The sequence below is a fragment of the Aliivibrio sp. EL58 genome, assembly GCF_900312675.1.
GTDB lineage: Bacteria > Pseudomonadota > Gammaproteobacteria > Enterobacterales > Vibrionaceae > Aliivibrio.
Genome location: NZ_OMPC01000006.1, coordinates 132,757 through 149,375, shown reverse-complemented (window position 1 = coordinate 149,375; position 16,619 = coordinate 132,757). Strand labels below are relative to the sequence as shown.

Below are 16,619 nucleotides of genomic sequence, written 5' to 3'. Positions count from 1 at the left end.
TCCTCACCAATAACCATAGGTAGAATAAGCCTCCCATAGTATTGATGAGTTTTTTATGTCCAGCATTATCGCAGAGCAGCCAGCAGAACAGGTTTCACAGAGTTACACTGTTTTAAAAGACGTGTTTGGCTACCAAGAATATCGTGTTGGACAAGAAGAAGTCATCAATGCCGTCCTTGATGGTAAAGACAGCCTCGTTATCATGCCTACGGGCGGGGGTAAATCTCTCTGTTATCAGATACCCGCATTGGTTTTTGATGGGTTAACCTTGGTTATTTCTCCTTTAATTTCATTAATGAAGGACCAGGTTGATCAACTTAAAGCTAATGGAGTAAAGGCGGAATGTTTAAACTCAACCATTGATCGTGAAGAGCAAATTTCGATTTGGAATCGTGTTAACTCTGGCGTGGTAAAAATGCTGTATGTTTCTCCTGAACGCGTGATGATGCGTGATTTTATGGATCGTTTAGAGTCCTTAAATCTTTGCATGATAGCAGTAGATGAAGCGCACTGTATTTCACAATGGGGTCACGATTTCCGTCCAGAATACGCATCACTTGGACAAATTAAACAACGTTTTCCAGCTGTTCCGATTATGGCTCTAACTGCGACGGCGGATGAAGCAACACGTAAAGACATTTTAAGCCGCCTCTCCTTACCAAATCCTCATGAATATTTGGGCAGTTTTGATCGCCCTAATATCCGCTATACCGTATTAGAGAAACACAAACCCGTAAGCCAAATTGTGCGCTATCTTGCCACGCAGAAAAACCAGTGTGGCGTGATCTATTGTGGTAGTCGTAAGAAAGTAGAAATGCTGACGGAAAAGCTCTGCAATAACCATATTCGAGCAGCGGCTTATCATGCTGGTTTGGATTTGGATGAGCGCAACTATGTCCAAGAAGCGTTTCAACGTGATGATATTCAGATCGTTGTCGCTACGGTGGCGTTTGGTATGGGGATCAACAAATCAAACGTTCGTTTTGTCGCACACTTTGATATACCTAAGAACATTGAATCTTACTATCAAGAAACGGGTAGAGCAGGGCGCGATGGCCTACCTGCTGAAGCGGTAATGCTATACGATCCTGCCGATATTGTATGGCTAAGAAAGTTGGTAGAAGAGAAGCCTGAAGGTCCTCAAAAATTGGTAGAAAGCCATAAACTGAATGCCATGACCGCTTTTGCTGAAGCCCAAACTTGTCGTCGCCAAGTACTATTAAACTACTTTGGAGAATACAGCGCTAAGCCTTGCGGTAACTGCGATGTCTGTTTAGACCCACCAAAACAGTTTGATGGTACAGAAGCTGCACAAAAAGCACTATCGTGTGTATATCGAGTAAACCAAGGTTTTGGTGTTGGCTATGTAGTGGAAGTACTCAGAGGGTTGAAGATTGCCCGTATTCGAGAGCACGGACATGATAAGTTATCGACTTATGGTATTGGTAAAGAACACAGCCATGAGTATTGGGTGAGTATTATTCGCCAGCTGATCCATAAAGGATTATTAGCGCAGAATATTACGCGAAACTCGACCTTACAATTAACAGAAGAAGCCCGTCCTATCTTAAAAGGACAAGAAGCCTTAGAGCTTGCTGTTCCGCGTTTAGATATTGCGGCGAAAACAGCAAAATCAGAGAAACTCAATAACCGTAATTACGATAAGCAGTTGTTCGCCAAGTTACGTAAATTGAGAAAGTCGATTGCAGATCGCGATGACTTACCGCCTTATGTTGTCTTCAGTGACGCGACCTTAATGGACATGGCTGATATCACGCCGACCTCGTATGGTGAAATGTTGGCGGTTAATGGAGTAGGGCAAAAGAAACTAGAAAAATACGCTGATCCATTCTTGGATTTGATTGAAATGCACATAACCGGACAAGGATAAGTCATGAGTCTATTTTCAGTAATTGAGTTTGATAAAGACGCGGGACGGATCATCTTTTCTATTCCAGAGTTTGATTTTGATTCTTTTGAAACGATAGGTAAGCAGTTAGTGAGCGCTATGGATGCCAAGATCACTGAGCAGCAAATGGATGCGGATTTACACTCGTGGTTAATCGACTTTGAAGGCGCGCAATTTATGTTACGCGCTGAGCATTATTCGAATTCGGTATGGCTTGAAGCCTTAGCTCGCACCGAACATCAAGAAGAGTTGGCGTTTATTGCAGGTTTGTTTTAAGCGGCTCTTGTGATCAAAAGCGGTTAATGTATAATCACCGCCCTGAAAATTGGCTAGAGTCATTACGTAAATAAACGGTGATTTTAGCTTTGTGTTTAATTTGGGTTCCCTCGCCCCCAATGACAAAAAGGTACTTATATGAGTACATTTACGCCCGCGCAACAGCGCAATGCTTTATCTTTCCTTGTCGTATTCCACCTTGTAATTATTGCATCTAGTAACTATTTGGTTCAGATCCCATTCACTTTGTTTGGGTTTCACACCACATGGGGTGCATTTACTTTTCCCTTCATTTTCTTAGCTACAGACTTAACAGTTCGTATTTTTGGGGCAAAAATGGCAAGAAGTATCATCTTCTTTGTTATGTTGCCTGCATTAGCGGTCTCTTATTTCTTATCGGTTATTTTCTTTGAAGGTCAATATCAAGGTTTTTCACAACTGGGTGAATTTAACTTATTTGTTGCTCGTATTGCGATCGCAAGCTTTATGGCTTATTTACTGGGACAGATATTAGATGTTCATGTATTTAACCGTCTTCGTCAGCTAAAACAGTGGTGGGTTGCTCCAACATGTTCAACATTGTTTGGTAATGCGATAGATACCTTAGCATTCTTTGCTATTGCTTTTTATCACAGCCCTGATGCTTTCATGGCGGAACATTGGACTGAAATTGCGTTGGTTGATTACGGTGTAAAATTAGTGATTAGCTTAGGCTTATTTGTCCCAATGTATGGTGTGCTACTGAATTACTTAATTCGTAAGTTAACCTCAGAAGGGCATCAATTGGCGACATCAGCTTCTCAGTCGTAGTGTTAAAGAAAAATACAAGAGTAAGGTCAGCAATGTGCTGGCCTTTTTTATATCATAACAACATGAAAACAAACGTTTTTATAAATTAGTTGAGATCTTTTCTCATTAACCTATTGCAATCTAAATGAGAATGGTTATTATTACATTGTCTTCAGGGAGTTACGCACTACGGTTTACCCCGCACAACTTCAAGAAGGCACGACATTGCTCACATTGCTTCCAGTATAAATCAGCTCTATGAGTGGTGGTGGCGTTTCTAAGTTAACGACACCATTATTCTTTTTTTGCTGAGCGGCGCTTCTTATCGAAGACGCCGCTTTTTTTTGTCTGTTTTTTGAGTTTCTAGTGACTATTTTATAAATAATGAGCTTTTAAAGCGGTCTTTTTTCATACATAAATAAGGAGGTTAATATTATTGTCCACAAAGCATGATCAAGTAAGGATCTCTTTGTTGATCGTTTTTTTAGATCTAACCATTTGATTTTTTAGTTTTTAATTGTATTTTTTTGAATTGATAAATTAGTTATTAATTAACCAAAAAATAATTACAAACAGAGTTATCCACAGGAGATGCCTAAGAAAAGAGTTCTATTTCTATTCATTAAAGTAAAGAAAAGCAAGAACCCACGATATTGAGCAGTTTGAAGCCTAAAAACCAAGCAATTCGTACTGAAACTGGCATCTTTAAGTTACTTGGGTATAAAATGAAACTCATTGATCATAATAACCTCTGGATAATACCGACTATGGCAAGAATTCCTGATAATCCATTCATCTTAGTGGATGGCTCTTCGTATCTTTTCCGTGCGTATCACGCAGCGCCTAATTTTACTAATGGCGACGGCCAACCAACGGGTGCGGTGTATGGCGTTATCAATATGCTACGTAGTCTTCTAAAACAATTTGAAACGGATCGTGTTGCGGTTATTTTTGATGCGAAAGGAAAAACCTTCCGTAATGACATGTATCCAGAGTATAAAGCGAATCGTCCACCTATGCCGGATGATTTACGTTGTCAAATTGAACCTCTACATAAACTGATCAAAGCAATGGGCTTACCACTGCTCTCTATATCAGGGGTAGAGGCCGATGATGTGATTGGTACGTTAGCATCGCAGGCATCAAAAGCGGGTATTCCAGTACTGATCAGTACTGGCGATAAAGATATGGCGCAATTGGTTGATGAAAACGTAACTCTGATCAATACCATGACAAATGTGATCATGGGACCTGAAGGTGTTGAAGAGAAATTTGGCGTGCCACCAGAGCTGATTATTGATTATCTCGCACTGATGGGTGATACCTCAGATAACATTCCGGGTGTTCCTGGCATTGGTGATAAAACAGCAAGAGCACTATTACAAGGTGTGGGTGGCTTAGATGCCCTTTATGCCAATCTTGATGATATTGCACCATTAGGTTTCCGTGGCTCAAAAGGCATGGCGAAAAAGTTAGAAGAGAATAAAGAAGGGGCTTACCTTTCTTATGAACTAGCGACCATTAAGCTTGATGTTGAATTAGAGCAGCGACCTGAAGAGCTTGTAAAACAAGCCCCAGATGTTGATGAATTAATTCAGATGTTTGGTCAAATGAACTTTAAGCGCTGGCTAACTGAAATGTTAGACGGCAGTGACGGTAAGATCGTTTCACATGAAACATCAGCAAATCGAGCAACGAGCTCATCAGACAGTGCTAATGAAGCTGAAGAAGAAACAATTGTTGCTGCTCAAATAGATCGTTCAAAGTACGAGACTATTTTAACCAAAGAAGCATTTCTATCTTGGTTAGAAAAATTAAATAATGCAGAAGTCGCTGCATTTGATACAGAAACAGACAGTTTAGATTACATGGTGGCTAACCTGATTGGTTTGTCATTTGCTATCGAAGAAGGCGAAGCTGCGTATGTTCCTGTTGCTCATGACTATCTTGATGCCCCTGAGCAACTTGATCGTGATTGGGTTCTTGAGCAATTAAAACCGTATTTAGAAGACGACAACAAAGCAAAAGTGGGTCAAAACTTAAAATACGATGCAAGTGTATTAGCGCGTTACGATATCGAGATGAAAGGCATTAAATTCGATACTATGTTGGAGTCATACGTTTATAACAGTGTGGCAGGCAAGCACAACATGGACAGCCTAGCTCTACGTTATCTGCAACATAACACCATATCTTTTGAAGAGATCGCAGGTAAAGGTAAGAAACAACTTACGTTTAACCAAATCGCATTAGATGAAGCGGCACCTTATGCCGCTGAAGATGCTGACATCACGCTGCGTTTACATAACGTATTACACGCAAAACTCGTGGCGGATGAGAAGTTAAACACAGTATTTACTGATATTGAGCTTCCTTTGATCTCTGTACTTTCTCGTATGGAAAGAAAAGGGGTTTATATTGATGACATGCTGCTTTCTGCACAATCACTTGAAATTGGGCAGCGCTTAGATGAGCTAGAAAAAGCAGCGTATGAAGTCGCAGGCCAAGAGTTCAACATGAATTCACCAAAGCAGCTGCAAGCGATTCTATTTGAGAAAATGGAACTGCCAGTTATTAAAAAGACACCATCAGGCGCAGCTTCAACTAATGAAGAAGTACTGCAAGAATTGGCTTTAGAGTATGAACTTCCTAAGCTGATTTTAGAATACCGTGGCTTAGCAAAATTAAAGTCGACTTATACCGATAAACTTCCAAAGATGATTAATCCAACGACGGGTCGTGTGCATACCTCTTATCATCAAGCGGTCACAGCGACGGGTCGTTTATCATCGACCGATCCAAACCTACAGAATATCCCTATTCGTAATGAAGAAGGTCGTCGTATTCGCCAAGCGTTTGTTGCTCCTCATGGTTGGAAAATCCTAGCAGTCGATTACTCTCAAATTGAATTGCGTATCATGGCGCACTTATCTCAAGATAAAGCGTTATTAGAAGCGTTCTCGGCAGGTAAAGACATTCACTCAGCAACCGCTGCAGAAGTGAAGGGCGTATCAATAGAAGAAGTGACCTCTGAAGATCGTCGCCGTGCTAAGGCCATCAACTTTGGTTTGATCTATGGCATGAGTGCATTTGGTCTTGCTAAACAAATTGGGATTTCTCGTGGTGAAGCTCAAGATTACATGAATGTGTATTTCGAGCGTTACCCAGGTGTAATGCAATACATGGAAGAAACTCGTTTGTTAGCAACAGAACAAGGTTATGTAGAAACGTTATATGGCCGTCGCCTACATTTGCCTGAAATCAATGCTCGTAATGCGATGCGTCGTAAAGCGGCTGAACGTGCTGCAATCAATGCGCCAATGCAAGGTACTGCGGCTGATATCATTAAGAAAGCAATGATCTTAGTGGATAACTGGATTGAAGCGGAAGGGAATGGTCAAGTTAACTTGTTAATGCAAGTACACGATGAATTGGTCTTTGAAGTGAAAGAAGATGCATTAGAAGACGTGACTAAGCAAGTAACGGCATTAATGGAAAGTGCAGTCGAGTTAGATGTGCCATTAATTGCAGAGAGTGATTTTGGTAACAATTGGGATGAAGCCCACTAAGCTAACGATATTGTTATAAAAATGATAAAACTTATTACTGACTGAATTGTAACTAAGTTACATCTAAAACTAAAACTATGAGCTAGCGCACGCGTTGGCTTTTTTTTACCTAAAATAAAGTGACCTCCATCAGATGAATGTTGTGTTTTTATGAACGAAACTGAAAAAAAATTACAAAAAAAGGTTTTCAAAACTGTTCGTTTGTTGTACATTTATCTGCGTAGGGTACAGAGGTAAAGATGTTCTATCTTTCAGACCTTTTGTTTCACGTTATTGGATTTGGCTAAATTCAGCCGCCTCAGTCAACCTTTTTGACTGGGGCGTTTTTTCTTTCTGGCCTTCTAAAAAGTCATCTTCAGGTTTTCTCTTCACTTTTTCCTTTCTTCTTATCTTTCAATATATGTAATTTTACTACAAGTTGCTTTATTGATAATTAATTCACATAATTATCTTAACTTATTGTTTTTTAATGGATAGGTTTGTTTCTACGTGATTTTCAAGACAGATTTGTTGTTTTTAAGTGTGTTATTAATTCTTAAAGGGATTTGGCTTTTTCGAGGATTTGTTTCGAAGAGAAGATTGTAGCATTATGCGCGGCAGAAAAATAAAAACACCTCTTTATCTCTCCCATTTCCCCACCACTTAAGGTGGGGTTATTTTTTGTCACAGGCTGTATCTATATACTCTGTTTATTCAGCATCTAGACCTTCAATGAATTCATCATCGATTTCAAAAGCTGGTGCAAACCATGTATCTAGCTTGGCACGAAGAATATCAACACCAATGCCCTTTAATGAAGAAAATGCATCAACCACCACTTCACCACCAAAATCTACTGCAGCTTCACGCACTTTTAGCACTTGAGCTTTACGCGCACCACTTTTCAGCTTGTCAGCTTTAGTTAATAAGATTTGTACTGGAATATTTTGATCAACAGCCCAAAACACAAGTTGTTGGTCAATATCTTTAAGCGGGTGACGGATATCCATCAATACCACTAAGCCTTTTAAGCACTGACGCTTCTGTAGGTATTCACCTAAAGATTTCTGCCACTTCTTTTTCATCTCAATTGGTACTTGAGCAAAGCCGTATCCTGGTAAATCCACGATATGGCAGTTTTCATCAACTTTGAATAAGTTAATTAATTGCGTACGACCAGGAGTCTTAGATGTTTTAGCTAAGCCTCTTTGGTTTGTTAAGCGGTTTAATGCGCTTGATTTACCCGCATTCGAACGGCCAGCGAAGGCAACTTCAATACCTTCATCTTCAGGTAGATGGCGAATATCTGGTGCACTGGTAATGAAGTGCGTCTTTTGGTAGTGAATGATTTTGCTCACTGTTAACTCCGTCTCGAAGGAAACCAAGCTGTAGATAATGATCCAAGTAGGATTATTGTAGTCAGCTGATTACTTTTTTGTGAAAATGTGTAAAATAACCGCATTAAGGATGTCACTATTAACGTTATGGTGACAAACTTAGAACAAAAACGGTAAAGGTCGCTCATTGTACCATGCTGTAGCCAATTTAGAGCGGTACTGGAAGCTTAATATCCAACACAATGTAAATAAATCCTATTAAAAAGGATAACTCATTGTGAGGGAACGATAATAATAAATGGAATGTCATGAAAAAATTAGCGCTGATATTAACTCTCCTAGCTAGTTGCTCAACATGGGCTCAAGGAGATATCGAAGCTGGAAAGCAAAAATCTGCAACATGTACGGCGTGTCATGGTCAAGAAGGTAATAGTGCTTTGACCCAATACCCAAACCTAGCAGGTCAACACGCAGGTTATCTTGAAAAGCAAATTAATGAATTTAAATTAGGTATGCAAACTCAAGGTAAACAAGGTCGTATGGACCCAGTAATGGGTGCAATGGCGATGGGCGTTGATGAGCAAGGAGCTAAGGATATTGCCGCGTATTATGCCTCTTTACCGATGGCTGATAATACAACACCAGAAGAGTCGATTCCTGCTGGTAAAGCCTTGTACTTAGCGGGTGATATGGAACGTGGAATTACGGCGTGTGTTGCGTGTCATGGTCCTCGTGGTAATGGTACATCATTGTCTGGTTTTCCTAAGATTTCAGGTCAACACTCTGATTACATTAAAGCGCAGTTAGAAAAATTCCGCTCAGGTGATCGTTCTAATGATATGAACGCGATGATGCGAGATATTTCGAAGAAACTGACGGATGAAGACATTTCAACATTGTCTAAATACGTTGGTGGTTTACATTAATTATTAATGTAAACTCTTCAATAAGAGTCCAAATTTTAAAAAGCAGCTCTTGTAGCTGCTTTTTTTATGAAAAAAAACGTTAAAACGATTATCTTTGCACCAGTATCGGGTATACTTCCGCCCCTAGAATTTTCAGGGAGCAGTAGTGAGCTTATGATGCAGCCTTGCCCTTTGTGTCAGCATTTACATGCTGATAAATTCCACCAAGATAAGCACCGACGCTATTATCGCTGTCAGCACTGCTATCTTATTTATGTGGATGAGGCAGATCGTTTCGACGCAAAAGCAGAAAAAGCGCACTATGATTGCCATAAAAATAATCTTGAAGATGAAGGGTACCGAACCTTCTTATCTCGATTTTCTGAGCCGCTGTTGCAACGTGTTGGTGAGACACCGCAACAAGGACTAGATTTTGGATGTGGCCCTGGACCATTGCTTGCTCATATGATGAGAGAGGCCGGTCACCATATCGAACTCTATGATATTTATTACACACCAGATAAGTCCGTGTTCAATAAGCAGTATGACTTCGTCAGTTGTACAGAAGCTATTGAGCATTTTTATCAACCTCAAAACGAATTGGAATTGTTATTGAGCTTGATAAAACCTGGAGGTTGGTTAGGTATCATGACGAAACTAGCCAGGGACGAAAGCGCGTTTGCCACTTGGCATTACAAGAGTGATTTAACCCATGTCAGCTTCTTCAGCAGGGAAACGTTTGAGTTTGTAGCAAAACGCTACCGACTTGAGCTAGAATTTGTTGGAGATGATGTCATCTTACTGAGGAAAACCCAGTAATGAGCCGTATTAAAAAAGCCCGTACTCCGGGAATGGCGAGTGAGCCAGTAGTTGTAACACGTAACCGTACTGATCGTGACGTAGACAGCCGCGAAATCAAGCGTAAAAGAAAGCGTAAAGGCCTAAAAGCCGGTGCTCGTAATGCTGAAAGTAACGCAGAACAAAATCGTCGTTTCGCTCAGAAAAAAGATCCTCGTATTGGTAGTAAAAAACCAATTCAACTTGTTGTTGAAGAGAAGAAGAAAACAAGTAAGCAAGAGCGTCGTCTAACGAATGAGCAAGAGCTTGCGATGTTAGAAAATGATGCACAGCTAATGGTTCTTCTAGACCGTCTCGATAATGGTGAGAACCTAGGTACTGGTCTTCAGAAATACGTGGATGAGAAATTGGCACGTATCGAGCACTTAATGGGTCGTTTAGGCTTATTAGATGACGAAGAAACAGAATCAGAAGAAGAAATTGCTGAATTCCCTGAGTTTGCAGAGCGCAAAGCGAAAAGCGATGACGATCTACTTGCGGAATTTGATGACTTCAACATGGATGACTTTAAGTAATTATGTCTACAGTAACCCTGTTAGCACTGCTTGGCGGTGCAATTATTCTTGCACTAGCCGGTTATGCTGGCAGTTTACTGATGAAGTTAAAAAAGCAGAAGGAACTGCAAGAACAACACAGAAAATTGGCGATACAAAAACGTAACGCCAATATTTTTGAGAATGTGGTGCTGCTTTGTCAGGCTGGTATGCAAGAGCAATGTGATCACTCTGAGTTGGCGATTCGTTTGTACAGCATTATGGATTATCTACAAGAAGATGACCGTATTGATGTTGAACAAGATTACCCTGCGTTATCTGAGTTATTTCATGTAGTCAAAGACATGCCACGCGGTGATGCAAGACAAGAACTCGCAAAACAAGATCGAATGAAAGACAATTTAGTTCGAACTAAAGCGGAAGCTCGTCTGCAAGATATGATTAAAATTGAAATTCAACAATTGCATGATCGTATTAAGCCACTGAATCAAAAAATTGATATTAAAATGATCTGATCGACACTTCTATTTACCACTGCATTGAAGTCATCGGCTTTGTGAAGCAAATGCTTTATGATGCAGGAATAGTGTCAATGCAGATATAAAGAGATGGAAGTTAGTCATGTCAAATCAACAAATAGTATGGGACCAAGAGATCATTGAGAAGTATAACTACTCAGGTCCACGTTACACCTCTTACCCAACCGCTTTAGAGTTTCACGAAGCTTATACTCCTGCTGAATTCGATATGGCGTGTACTCAGTACCCTGAACGCCCATTGTCTCTTTATATTCATATCCCATTCTGTCACAAGCTATGTTACTTCTGTGGCTGTAATAAAGTGATCACTCGTCATCACCATAAAGCGGATATTTATTTAGATTCACTAGAACTAGAAATCCGTCAGCGTGCAGCACTGTTTACTGAACGTAAAGTAACGCAATTGCATTTTGGTGGTGGTACTCCAACCTTCCTAACTAAAATTCAGTTTACTCGCTTAATGAATTTATTACGTGGTGAGTTTAACTTTGAAGAAGGCGCAGAGATCAGCATTGAAGTTGACCCGCGTGAAATTGAATTGGATATGCTTGATCATCTACGTGATGAAGGCTTCAACCGTCTAAGCATTGGTGTACAAGACTTCAATAAAGAAGTTCAGCACTTGGTTAACCGCGATCAAGATGAAGATTTTATTATCTCTATGGTACAACGAGCAAAAGACTTAGGTTTCCGCTCAACCAATCTTGATTTGATTTACGGTTTACCAAAGCAATCAGCAGAATCTTTAGCATTAACGATCAAGCGTGTACTAGAAATGGAACCGGGTCGTTTGTCTGTATTTAACTATGCACACATGCCAACGCTGTTTGCTGCGCAACGTAAAATCAAAGATGCTGACTTACCAGCACCTGCTGAAAAATTAGTGATGCTGCAAGAAACCATCGAAAACCTAACTGGAGCAGGCTACCAGTTTATCGGTATGGATCACTTTGCACTGCCTGATGATGAACTAGCAGTTGCACAGCGTGAAGGCATTCTTCACCGTAACTTCCAAGGTTACACCACTCAAGGTGAGTGTGATTTATTGGGGATGGGCGTATCAGCTATCTCAATGATTGGCGACAGCTACGCACAGAACAAAAAAGACTTAAAAGAATATTACGCTCAGGTTGACGAAAAACGTCACGCTCTGTGGCGTGGTGTTGCGCTAGACCAAGATGATTTAATTCGTCGTGAAGTGATTAAACAGCTTATCTGTAATTTCACCCTGGATACCAAAGCGATTGAAGCGGAGTTTAATTTAGACTTTGATAAGTACTTCGCGGAAGACATTAAGCTTCTACAAACGTTTATTAACGATGAATTAGTGACTATGCACGAAGGGCGTATTGACGTTGAACTGCGTGGTCGTTTATTGATCCGTAATATCTGTATGTGTTTTGATAAATACTTGCGAGATCGTGCGCGTCAGCAGCAGTTTTCTAGAGTGATCTAGGAACGAGATGCGAGAACGGACTTCGTCCTTCGAGGGGCGAGTAAAAGCGTTGTAGTTTGTCTAAAAATTTGAAGCCGTAGGTGTTGATGCACCTGCGGTTTTTTTGTTTTTAGAGCAAGGTTTCAGGACGCTTCGCTTGCAGGTTTCAGGCAGTGTTCTTTCTGTTTTGGTGCTGTGATTACAACGAGTACCTCTGAATCCTTTAAGGGAGCTTGCGACCGATCTGAACCCTGCTCTTACCTTTACGGCTTCACATTCCTACTGATCGGATTCTGCAACGAGATCAGCGTCTCAGTCGACTGCACTTCCTCAATCGCTTGCAGCTTATCAATCAACACATGCTGCAGCTCTTGAATACTCTTACACATCAATTTTACAAAAATATTGTAAGCCCCCGTTGTGTAATAGGCCTCAACCACTTCTTCTAATGCATCTAATTTAGCAAGCGCTGAGTGGTAATCACGAGCGGCGTATAAATTAATCCCAATAAAACAGCAGACGTCATAACCTAATGTTTTTGGGTTAACGATCACCTCAGTCCCTTCAATGATATTAGCAGCTTTCATTTTCTCGATGCGTACATGGATGGTTGCAGGGCTGACATCAAAGCGCTTCGCTAATTCAGCGTAAGGGGTGCGGGCATCATTCATCAGCGCTTGTAAAATATCACGGTCGAGATCATCGATTTTGTTGGTTTGATTCATGAAGCGTCCTTAGCTGATGGGAATTTATATCGTCCAGTCTTTAAATTACCTCAAGATCCCCAGGACAGCGAGCACTTTATCTAGTCGTTTTTATTAATATCTATTACCATAGGCGCTTGCTGTTCCTAATTGATTAAGCCGGTGGAGTGCCCTGTGCAAATAGCGTTATTGTGTGAAGACCCAAATCGTCAACCTGAGTTAGAGGCTATTGCCACTCGCTGGGGATTAACGCATGACCAAGATAATGTTTTTGCTTTGGTATTAACCACAGAGCAGCTGGAACTTCATAAGCGTGATGAACCTAAACTAGGCGCAATCTTTGTTGACTTGGTTTCAGGTGCTGTTGCTCATCGCCGTAAATTTGGTGGTGGTAAAGGACAATCTATTGCTAAAGCGGTTGGTTTAAACAAAGGGGCAACGCCAGTTGTGCTTGATGGTACGGCAGGGCTTGGACGTGATGCGTTTGTATTAGCATCGTTAGGTTGTAAAGTTCAAATGGTAGAGCGTCATCCAGTGGTTGCAGCCTTACTTGATGATGGCTTAGCTCGCGCCAAAAAAGATACAGAAATCGGTACATGGGTTTCAGAGCGAATGTCTTTACTTCACGCTTCAAGTCATGATGCGTTAGAGCAATTAATGGCGCAAGAAAGCTTTCAACAGCCTGATGTGGTTTATCTTGATCCTATGTACCCACATCCTGAGAATAAAAAGAAAAGCGCATTAGTGAAAAAAGAAATGCGTGTTTTTCAATCTTTAGTTGGCGCAGATAACGATGCCGATGCATTGTTAGCACCGGCATTAATCATGGCAAAGAAACGTGTTGTGGTAAAACGTCCAGATTACGCAGAGTGGCTGGATAACCAAAAACCATCAATGGCGATTGAGACGAAAAAGAACCGTTTTGATGTATATGTGAATGCGGCCATGTAATGTAGCCGCACCGTGCTTGTTAAATATGTCTGCTTATAAATATATCAGCTCATAATTAGCTAAGCTTTATTCGTCTTTAAATGGCACCACAAGAACATCAATAGGACAGGTGTTGATCACTTGTCTGGTTGATGACAGCAATTTACTCCAGAAATCTTGATGATGACCACAAACCACAAGGTCGACATCAAGGTTTTCTATCGCCTCACACAGCTCATTACTCAAATCACCACTACTTACTAATGTTTTATGGATTGGGTACTCTGCAAACTCCACCAAGTGCTTCATGGCTTCTTTTGAGGCTTCCATCGCCTGATGTTGTGTTTCTGCAAGATTGATATCAATTAAGCCAGTGTAAAGCTCAGCGTAGCTTACATCGATATGAATAAAAGAAACCTTAGCATCCAAAGCTTTTGCTAGCCCTGCAGCTTTAGTAACCAAAGATTTACTCTCTTCTGTTAAATCGACAGCGACAAGAATATGTTGGTAACTCATGATGTTTCTCCTATAAATTCAATATTGAATCTCTTTATAAAGATAGATTATCACCAGTACTTTTATTTTTTTGTTGCCTAGATCTCGTTCTTGTTGCAGATGATTGAATAAGTATTTGTAGAACGAGATATGATAGAATTGTTGTAATTTCTAATGATAATTGCTCATAAAGGAACATAAATATGTTAGCTAAAACGATGGTTGATCATCTAAATGCACAAATTAACCTAGAATTTTTCTCATCTAATCTATACTTACAGATGAGTGCTTGGTGTGAAGACAAAGGTTTTGATGGCGCAGCGTCATTTTTCCGAGCTCACGCAACCGAAGAAATGGAGCATATGCAGCGTTTATTTACTTATGTAAGTGAAACTGGCGCGATGCCAATCTTAGGTGCGATTGAAGCCCCACAATCAGAGTTTTCTGGCTTAGGCGATGTATTTCGTACCACATTGGAACATGAGCAAATGATCACGCAAGAGATCAATAAACTGGCTCATGTGGCGTTTACTGCACAAGACTACTCAACGTTTAATTTCCTTCAGTGGTATGTGGCTGAGCAGCATGAAGAAGAGAAATTATTCAAAGGTATTTTAGATAAAATTGACCTAGTAGGTGAAGACGGTAAAGCATTGTTCTTTATCGATAAAGATTTAGCAGTATTAGCAAAATCTGGTTCTACATCTATTATGGATAGCACTGCTGGATAAGTATCAATCTTTGCAATGTAGACGTCTACAGATAATGTAAGTACATCAAGGGTCGTTACTTATTAAGCACATAGACAAGTATGTCGAGGTGATTATGATAAGTGGCGACCTTATATTATTAGCGTTATTTTCAGTAACGGGTATCAACATTATTCGTTATTTGAGCACATTAAAAACCCTTCTTTTTGTGATGAAAGAAGCGCACCCTTTACTTTATCAGCAAGTAGATGGTCGTGGATTCTTCACTACCCACGGTAACATTGGTAAGCAAACCAAACTGTTTCAATATCTATGGCAAGAAGAGTATCTAGATCATTACGACACACTCTTTGTCTTTAAATGCGAAAAAGCCCGTTATTTATTTATGCTCTCTAGTGCGTTATTACTAGTGAGTGTGGCTGTGTTTTTCTTAGTAATTAGTTTGGGCATCTAGCGCTGATAATAGTACACTCCCTGCCAATTGAATTTGGGTGAGAGTGTCATGAAAAAAGTAGACGTAGTAGTTATCGGTGCAGGTGCTGCCGGATTAATGTGTGCAGCAGAAGCCGGTAAACGAGGCCGTAGTGTATTAGTGGTTGATCATGCTAAGAAACCAGGAAGAAAAATCCTGATCTCTGGTGGTGGTCGCTGTAATTTCACTAACTACGATGTTACTGCCCATAACTATGTGTGTAAAAACCCTCACTTCGTAAAATCAGCATTATCCCAATACACCAATTGGGATTTCATTTCATTGATTTCCAAATATGGCATTGACTTTGAAGAGCGAGATCATGGTCAACTGTTCTGTGTTGATTCAGCGAAAGAGATCGTCGATATGCTGCTTAAAGAATGTGAATTAGCAGGGGTTAATTACCGTTATCGTTGTGCTATCTCAGATATTGCCAAGCAAGAATCTGGTTTTTCTCTTAAGTTAGATACAGACACTATTGAGTGTGAATCCCTAGTTGTCGCAACGGGGGGCTTGTCTATGCCTAAATTAGGCGCGACGCCATTTGGCTACCAGTTAGCTGAGCAATTTGACCTCTCTATGGTTCCAACATCAGCTGGTCTTGTGCCTTTCACTTTGCATAAAGAAGATAAAGAAGCGTTTTCTGAGCTTTCAGGTATTGCGATCCCTGTGGTTGTTGAATCAGAAAGTGGTGATAACTTTAAAGAGAATTTATTGTTCACACATCGCGGTTTATCAGGCCCTTCTATCCTACAAATTTCATCATATTGGAACGCAGGTCAAAAAGTAATGATAGATCTATTACCTAATGACGACTTATCTGAAGAATTAGATAAGATGCGTGAATGCCATCCAAATCAAAGTGTTAAGAACTCACTTGCGAAGTTTTTACCTAAGAGAGTGGTAGAGACCTTATTAAATAATACGATTTTTCATGATAGGTCTCTAAAACAAGTCAACCATAAAGAGCAAGAACAATTATGCTCTTTGATTCACCAATGGAAAATATTACCTAATGGTACGGAAGGATACCGTACGGCAGAAGTGACTTTGGGTGGGGTTCATACTGATGAACTTTCTTCTAAAACGATGGAATGCAAGAAAGTATCAGGGTTATATTTTGTCGGCGAAGTCATGGATGTTAGTGGTTGGTTAGGTGGATATAACTTCCAGTGGGCATGGTCAAGCGGCTATGTAGCAGGAATAAATGTGTAAATA

16 protein-coding genes are annotated in these 16,619 nt (G+C 40.4%); 13 read left to right on the top strand and 3 right to left on the bottom strand.

The annotated features are described in order from the left end of the window. Positions 1 to 55 precede the first annotated feature (55 nt). From recQ to polA, 4 genes are all read left to right on the top strand, one after another. Complete coding sequence (gene recQ, locus ED622_RS08040; RefSeq protein WP_122033382.1) at positions 56 to 1,891, top strand: ATP-dependent DNA helicase RecQ; 1,836 nt, start codon at positions 56 to 58, stop codon at positions 1,889 to 1,891. Between the two features lie 3 nt (positions 1,892 to 1,894). Then, positions 1,895 to 2,185 (top strand): DUF3630 family protein, encoded by a 291-nt coding sequence (locus ED622_RS08035; protein WP_122033381.1) that lies wholly within the window; start codon positions 1,895 to 1,897, stop codon positions 2,183 to 2,185. Between the two features lie 138 nt (positions 2,186 to 2,323). Next, positions 2,324 to 2,995, top strand: coding sequence for a 7-cyano-7-deazaguanine/7-aminomethyl-7-deazaguanine transporter (locus ED622_RS08030; RefSeq protein WP_122033380.1), 672 nt, complete (start codon positions 2,324 to 2,326; stop codon positions 2,993 to 2,995). Positions 2,996 to 3,741: 746 nt separating this feature from the next. After that, the gene (gene polA / locus ED622_RS08025) at positions 3,742 to 6,543 is read left to right on the top strand and encodes a DNA polymerase I (RefSeq protein ID WP_122033490.1); all 2,802 of its coding nucleotides are present in this window, start codon (positions 3,742 to 3,744) and stop codon (positions 6,541 to 6,543) included. Between the two features lie 689 nt (positions 6,544 to 7,232). Here the strand turns inward: polA and yihA are convergent. Continuing rightward, positions 7,233 to 7,880 (bottom strand): ribosome biogenesis GTP-binding protein YihA/YsxC, encoded by a 648-nt coding sequence (yihA, locus tag ED622_RS08020; RefSeq protein ID WP_122033379.1) that lies wholly within the window; start codon positions 7,878 to 7,880, stop codon positions 7,233 to 7,235. A gap of 287 nt (positions 7,881 to 8,167) precedes the next feature. On the opposite strand from yihA, the gene ED622_RS08015 reads away from it, so the two are divergent. The 5 genes from ED622_RS08015 (at position 8,168) to hemN (ending at position 12,111) form a co-directional block, all read left to right on the top strand. After that, on the top strand, positions 8,168 to 8,785 hold the full coding sequence (locus ED622_RS08015; protein ID WP_122033378.1) for a cytochrome c: 618 nt from the start codon (positions 8,168 to 8,170) through the stop codon (positions 8,783 to 8,785). 156 nt (positions 8,786 to 8,941) lie between these two features. Further along, positions 8,942 to 9,583 (top strand): class I SAM-dependent methyltransferase, encoded by a 642-nt coding sequence (locus tag ED622_RS08010; RefSeq protein ID WP_122033489.1) that lies wholly within the window; start codon positions 8,942 to 8,944, stop codon positions 9,581 to 9,583. Then, positions 9,583 to 10,137, top strand: a complete 555-nt coding sequence (gene yihI / locus ED622_RS08005) for a Der GTPase-activating protein YihI (RefSeq protein WP_122033377.1) — start codon at positions 9,583 to 9,585, stop codon at positions 10,135 to 10,137. Before ED622_RS08010 ends, yihI begins: the two co-directional genes overlap by 1 nt. A gap of 2 nt (positions 10,138 to 10,139) precedes the next feature. Beyond that, a complete protein-coding gene (locus ED622_RS08000; protein ID WP_122033376.1) occupies positions 10,140 to 10,631 on the top strand; it encodes a DUF2489 domain-containing protein in 492 nt (163 codons plus the stop codon). A 106-nt stretch (positions 10,632 to 10,737) separates the two neighbouring features. Beyond that, positions 10,738 to 12,111 carry an oxygen-independent coproporphyrinogen III oxidase gene (gene hemN, locus ED622_RS07995; protein ID WP_122033375.1) on the top strand — a complete coding sequence of 458 codons (1,374 nt, stop codon included), beginning with the start codon at positions 10,738 to 10,740 and terminating at the stop codon, positions 12,109 to 12,111. 242 nt (positions 12,112 to 12,353) lie between these two features. Here hemN and asnC read toward each other — a convergent pair whose 3' ends face one another. Next, on the bottom strand, positions 12,354 to 12,815 hold the full coding sequence (gene asnC / locus ED622_RS07990; protein ID WP_122033374.1) for a transcriptional regulator AsnC: 462 nt from the start codon (positions 12,813 to 12,815) through the stop codon (positions 12,354 to 12,356). 153 nt (positions 12,816 to 12,968) lie between these two features. On the opposite strand from asnC, the gene ED622_RS07985 reads away from it, so the two are divergent. Then, entirely contained in the window at positions 12,969 to 13,745 is a 777-nt protein-coding gene (locus ED622_RS07985) for a class I SAM-dependent methyltransferase (protein ID WP_122033373.1), read from the top strand. A 66-nt stretch (positions 13,746 to 13,811) separates the two neighbouring features. Here the strand turns inward: ED622_RS07985 and ED622_RS07980 are convergent, their stop codons facing one another. After that, positions 13,812 to 14,240, bottom strand: coding sequence for a universal stress protein (locus tag ED622_RS07980; RefSeq protein ID WP_122033372.1), 429 nt, complete (start codon positions 14,238 to 14,240; stop codon positions 13,812 to 13,814). Positions 14,241 to 14,422: 182 nt separating this feature from the next. Here ED622_RS07980 and ftnA point away from each other — a divergent pair, with 182 nt between their 5' ends. The 3 genes from ftnA to ED622_RS07965 all read left to right on the top strand — a co-directional run bounded on the left by ftnA (position 14,423) and on the right by ED622_RS07965 (position 16,616). Then, positions 14,423 to 14,950: a non-heme ferritin gene (gene ftnA / locus ED622_RS07975; RefSeq protein ID WP_122033371.1), complete on the top strand. Its 528-nt coding sequence runs from the start codon at positions 14,423 to 14,425 to the stop codon at positions 14,948 to 14,950. Between the two features lie 94 nt (positions 14,951 to 15,044). Further along, the gene (uspB, locus tag ED622_RS07970; protein ID WP_122033370.1) at positions 15,045 to 15,383 is read left to right on the top strand and encodes a universal stress protein UspB; all 339 of its coding nucleotides are present in this window, start codon (positions 15,045 to 15,047) and stop codon (positions 15,381 to 15,383) included. Between the two features lie 48 nt (positions 15,384 to 15,431). Then, positions 15,432 to 16,616 (top strand): NAD(P)/FAD-dependent oxidoreductase, encoded by a 1,185-nt coding sequence (locus ED622_RS07965; protein WP_122033369.1) that lies wholly within the window; start codon positions 15,432 to 15,434, stop codon positions 16,614 to 16,616. Positions 16,617 to 16,619 lie beyond the last annotated feature (3 nt).

What these genes read in the sequence shown, in the direction of transcription:
- ED622_RS08030 (WP_122033380.1), top strand. Translation starts at nt 2,324, where the DNA reads ATGAGTACATTTACGCCCGCGCAACAGCGCAATGCTTTATCTTTCCTT.
- ED622_RS07965 (WP_122033369.1), top strand. Translation starts at nt 15,432, where the DNA reads ATGAAAAAAGTAGACGTAGTAGTTATCGGTGCAGGTGCTGCCGGATTA.
- ED622_RS08010 (WP_122033489.1), top strand. Translation starts at nt 8,942, where the DNA reads ATGCAGCCTTGCCCTTTGTGTCAGCATTTACATGCTGATAAATTCCAC.
- ED622_RS07980 (WP_122033372.1), bottom strand. Translation starts at nt 14,240, where the DNA reads ATGAGTTACCAACATATTCTTGTCGCTGTCGATTTAACAGAAGAGAGT.
- uspB (WP_122033370.1), top strand. Translation starts at nt 15,045, where the DNA reads ATGATAAGTGGCGACCTTATATTATTAGCGTTATTTTCAGTAACGGGT.
- ED622_RS08035 (WP_122033381.1), top strand. Translation starts at nt 1,895, where the DNA reads ATGAGTCTATTTTCAGTAATTGAGTTTGATAAAGACGCGGGACGGATC.
- ftnA (WP_122033371.1), top strand. Translation starts at nt 14,423, where the DNA reads ATGTTAGCTAAAACGATGGTTGATCATCTAAATGCACAAATTAACCTA.
- hemN (WP_122033375.1), top strand. Translation starts at nt 10,738, where the DNA reads ATGTCAAATCAACAAATAGTATGGGACCAAGAGATCATTGAGAAGTAT.
- yihI (WP_122033377.1), top strand. Translation starts at nt 9,583, where the DNA reads ATGAGCCGTATTAAAAAAGCCCGTACTCCGGGAATGGCGAGTGAGCCA.
- asnC (WP_122033374.1), bottom strand. Translation starts at nt 12,815, where the DNA reads ATGAATCAAACCAACAAAATCGATGATCTCGACCGTGATATTTTACAA.
- polA (WP_122033490.1), top strand. Translation starts at nt 3,742, where the DNA reads ATGGCAAGAATTCCTGATAATCCATTCATCTTAGTGGATGGCTCTTCG.
- ED622_RS08015 (WP_122033378.1), top strand. Translation starts at nt 8,168, where the DNA reads ATGAAAAAATTAGCGCTGATATTAACTCTCCTAGCTAGTTGCTCAACA.
- ED622_RS08000 (WP_122033376.1), top strand. Translation starts at nt 10,140, where the DNA reads ATGTCTACAGTAACCCTGTTAGCACTGCTTGGCGGTGCAATTATTCTT.
- recQ (WP_122033382.1), top strand. Translation starts at nt 56, where the DNA reads ATGTCCAGCATTATCGCAGAGCAGCCAGCAGAACAGGTTTCACAGAGT.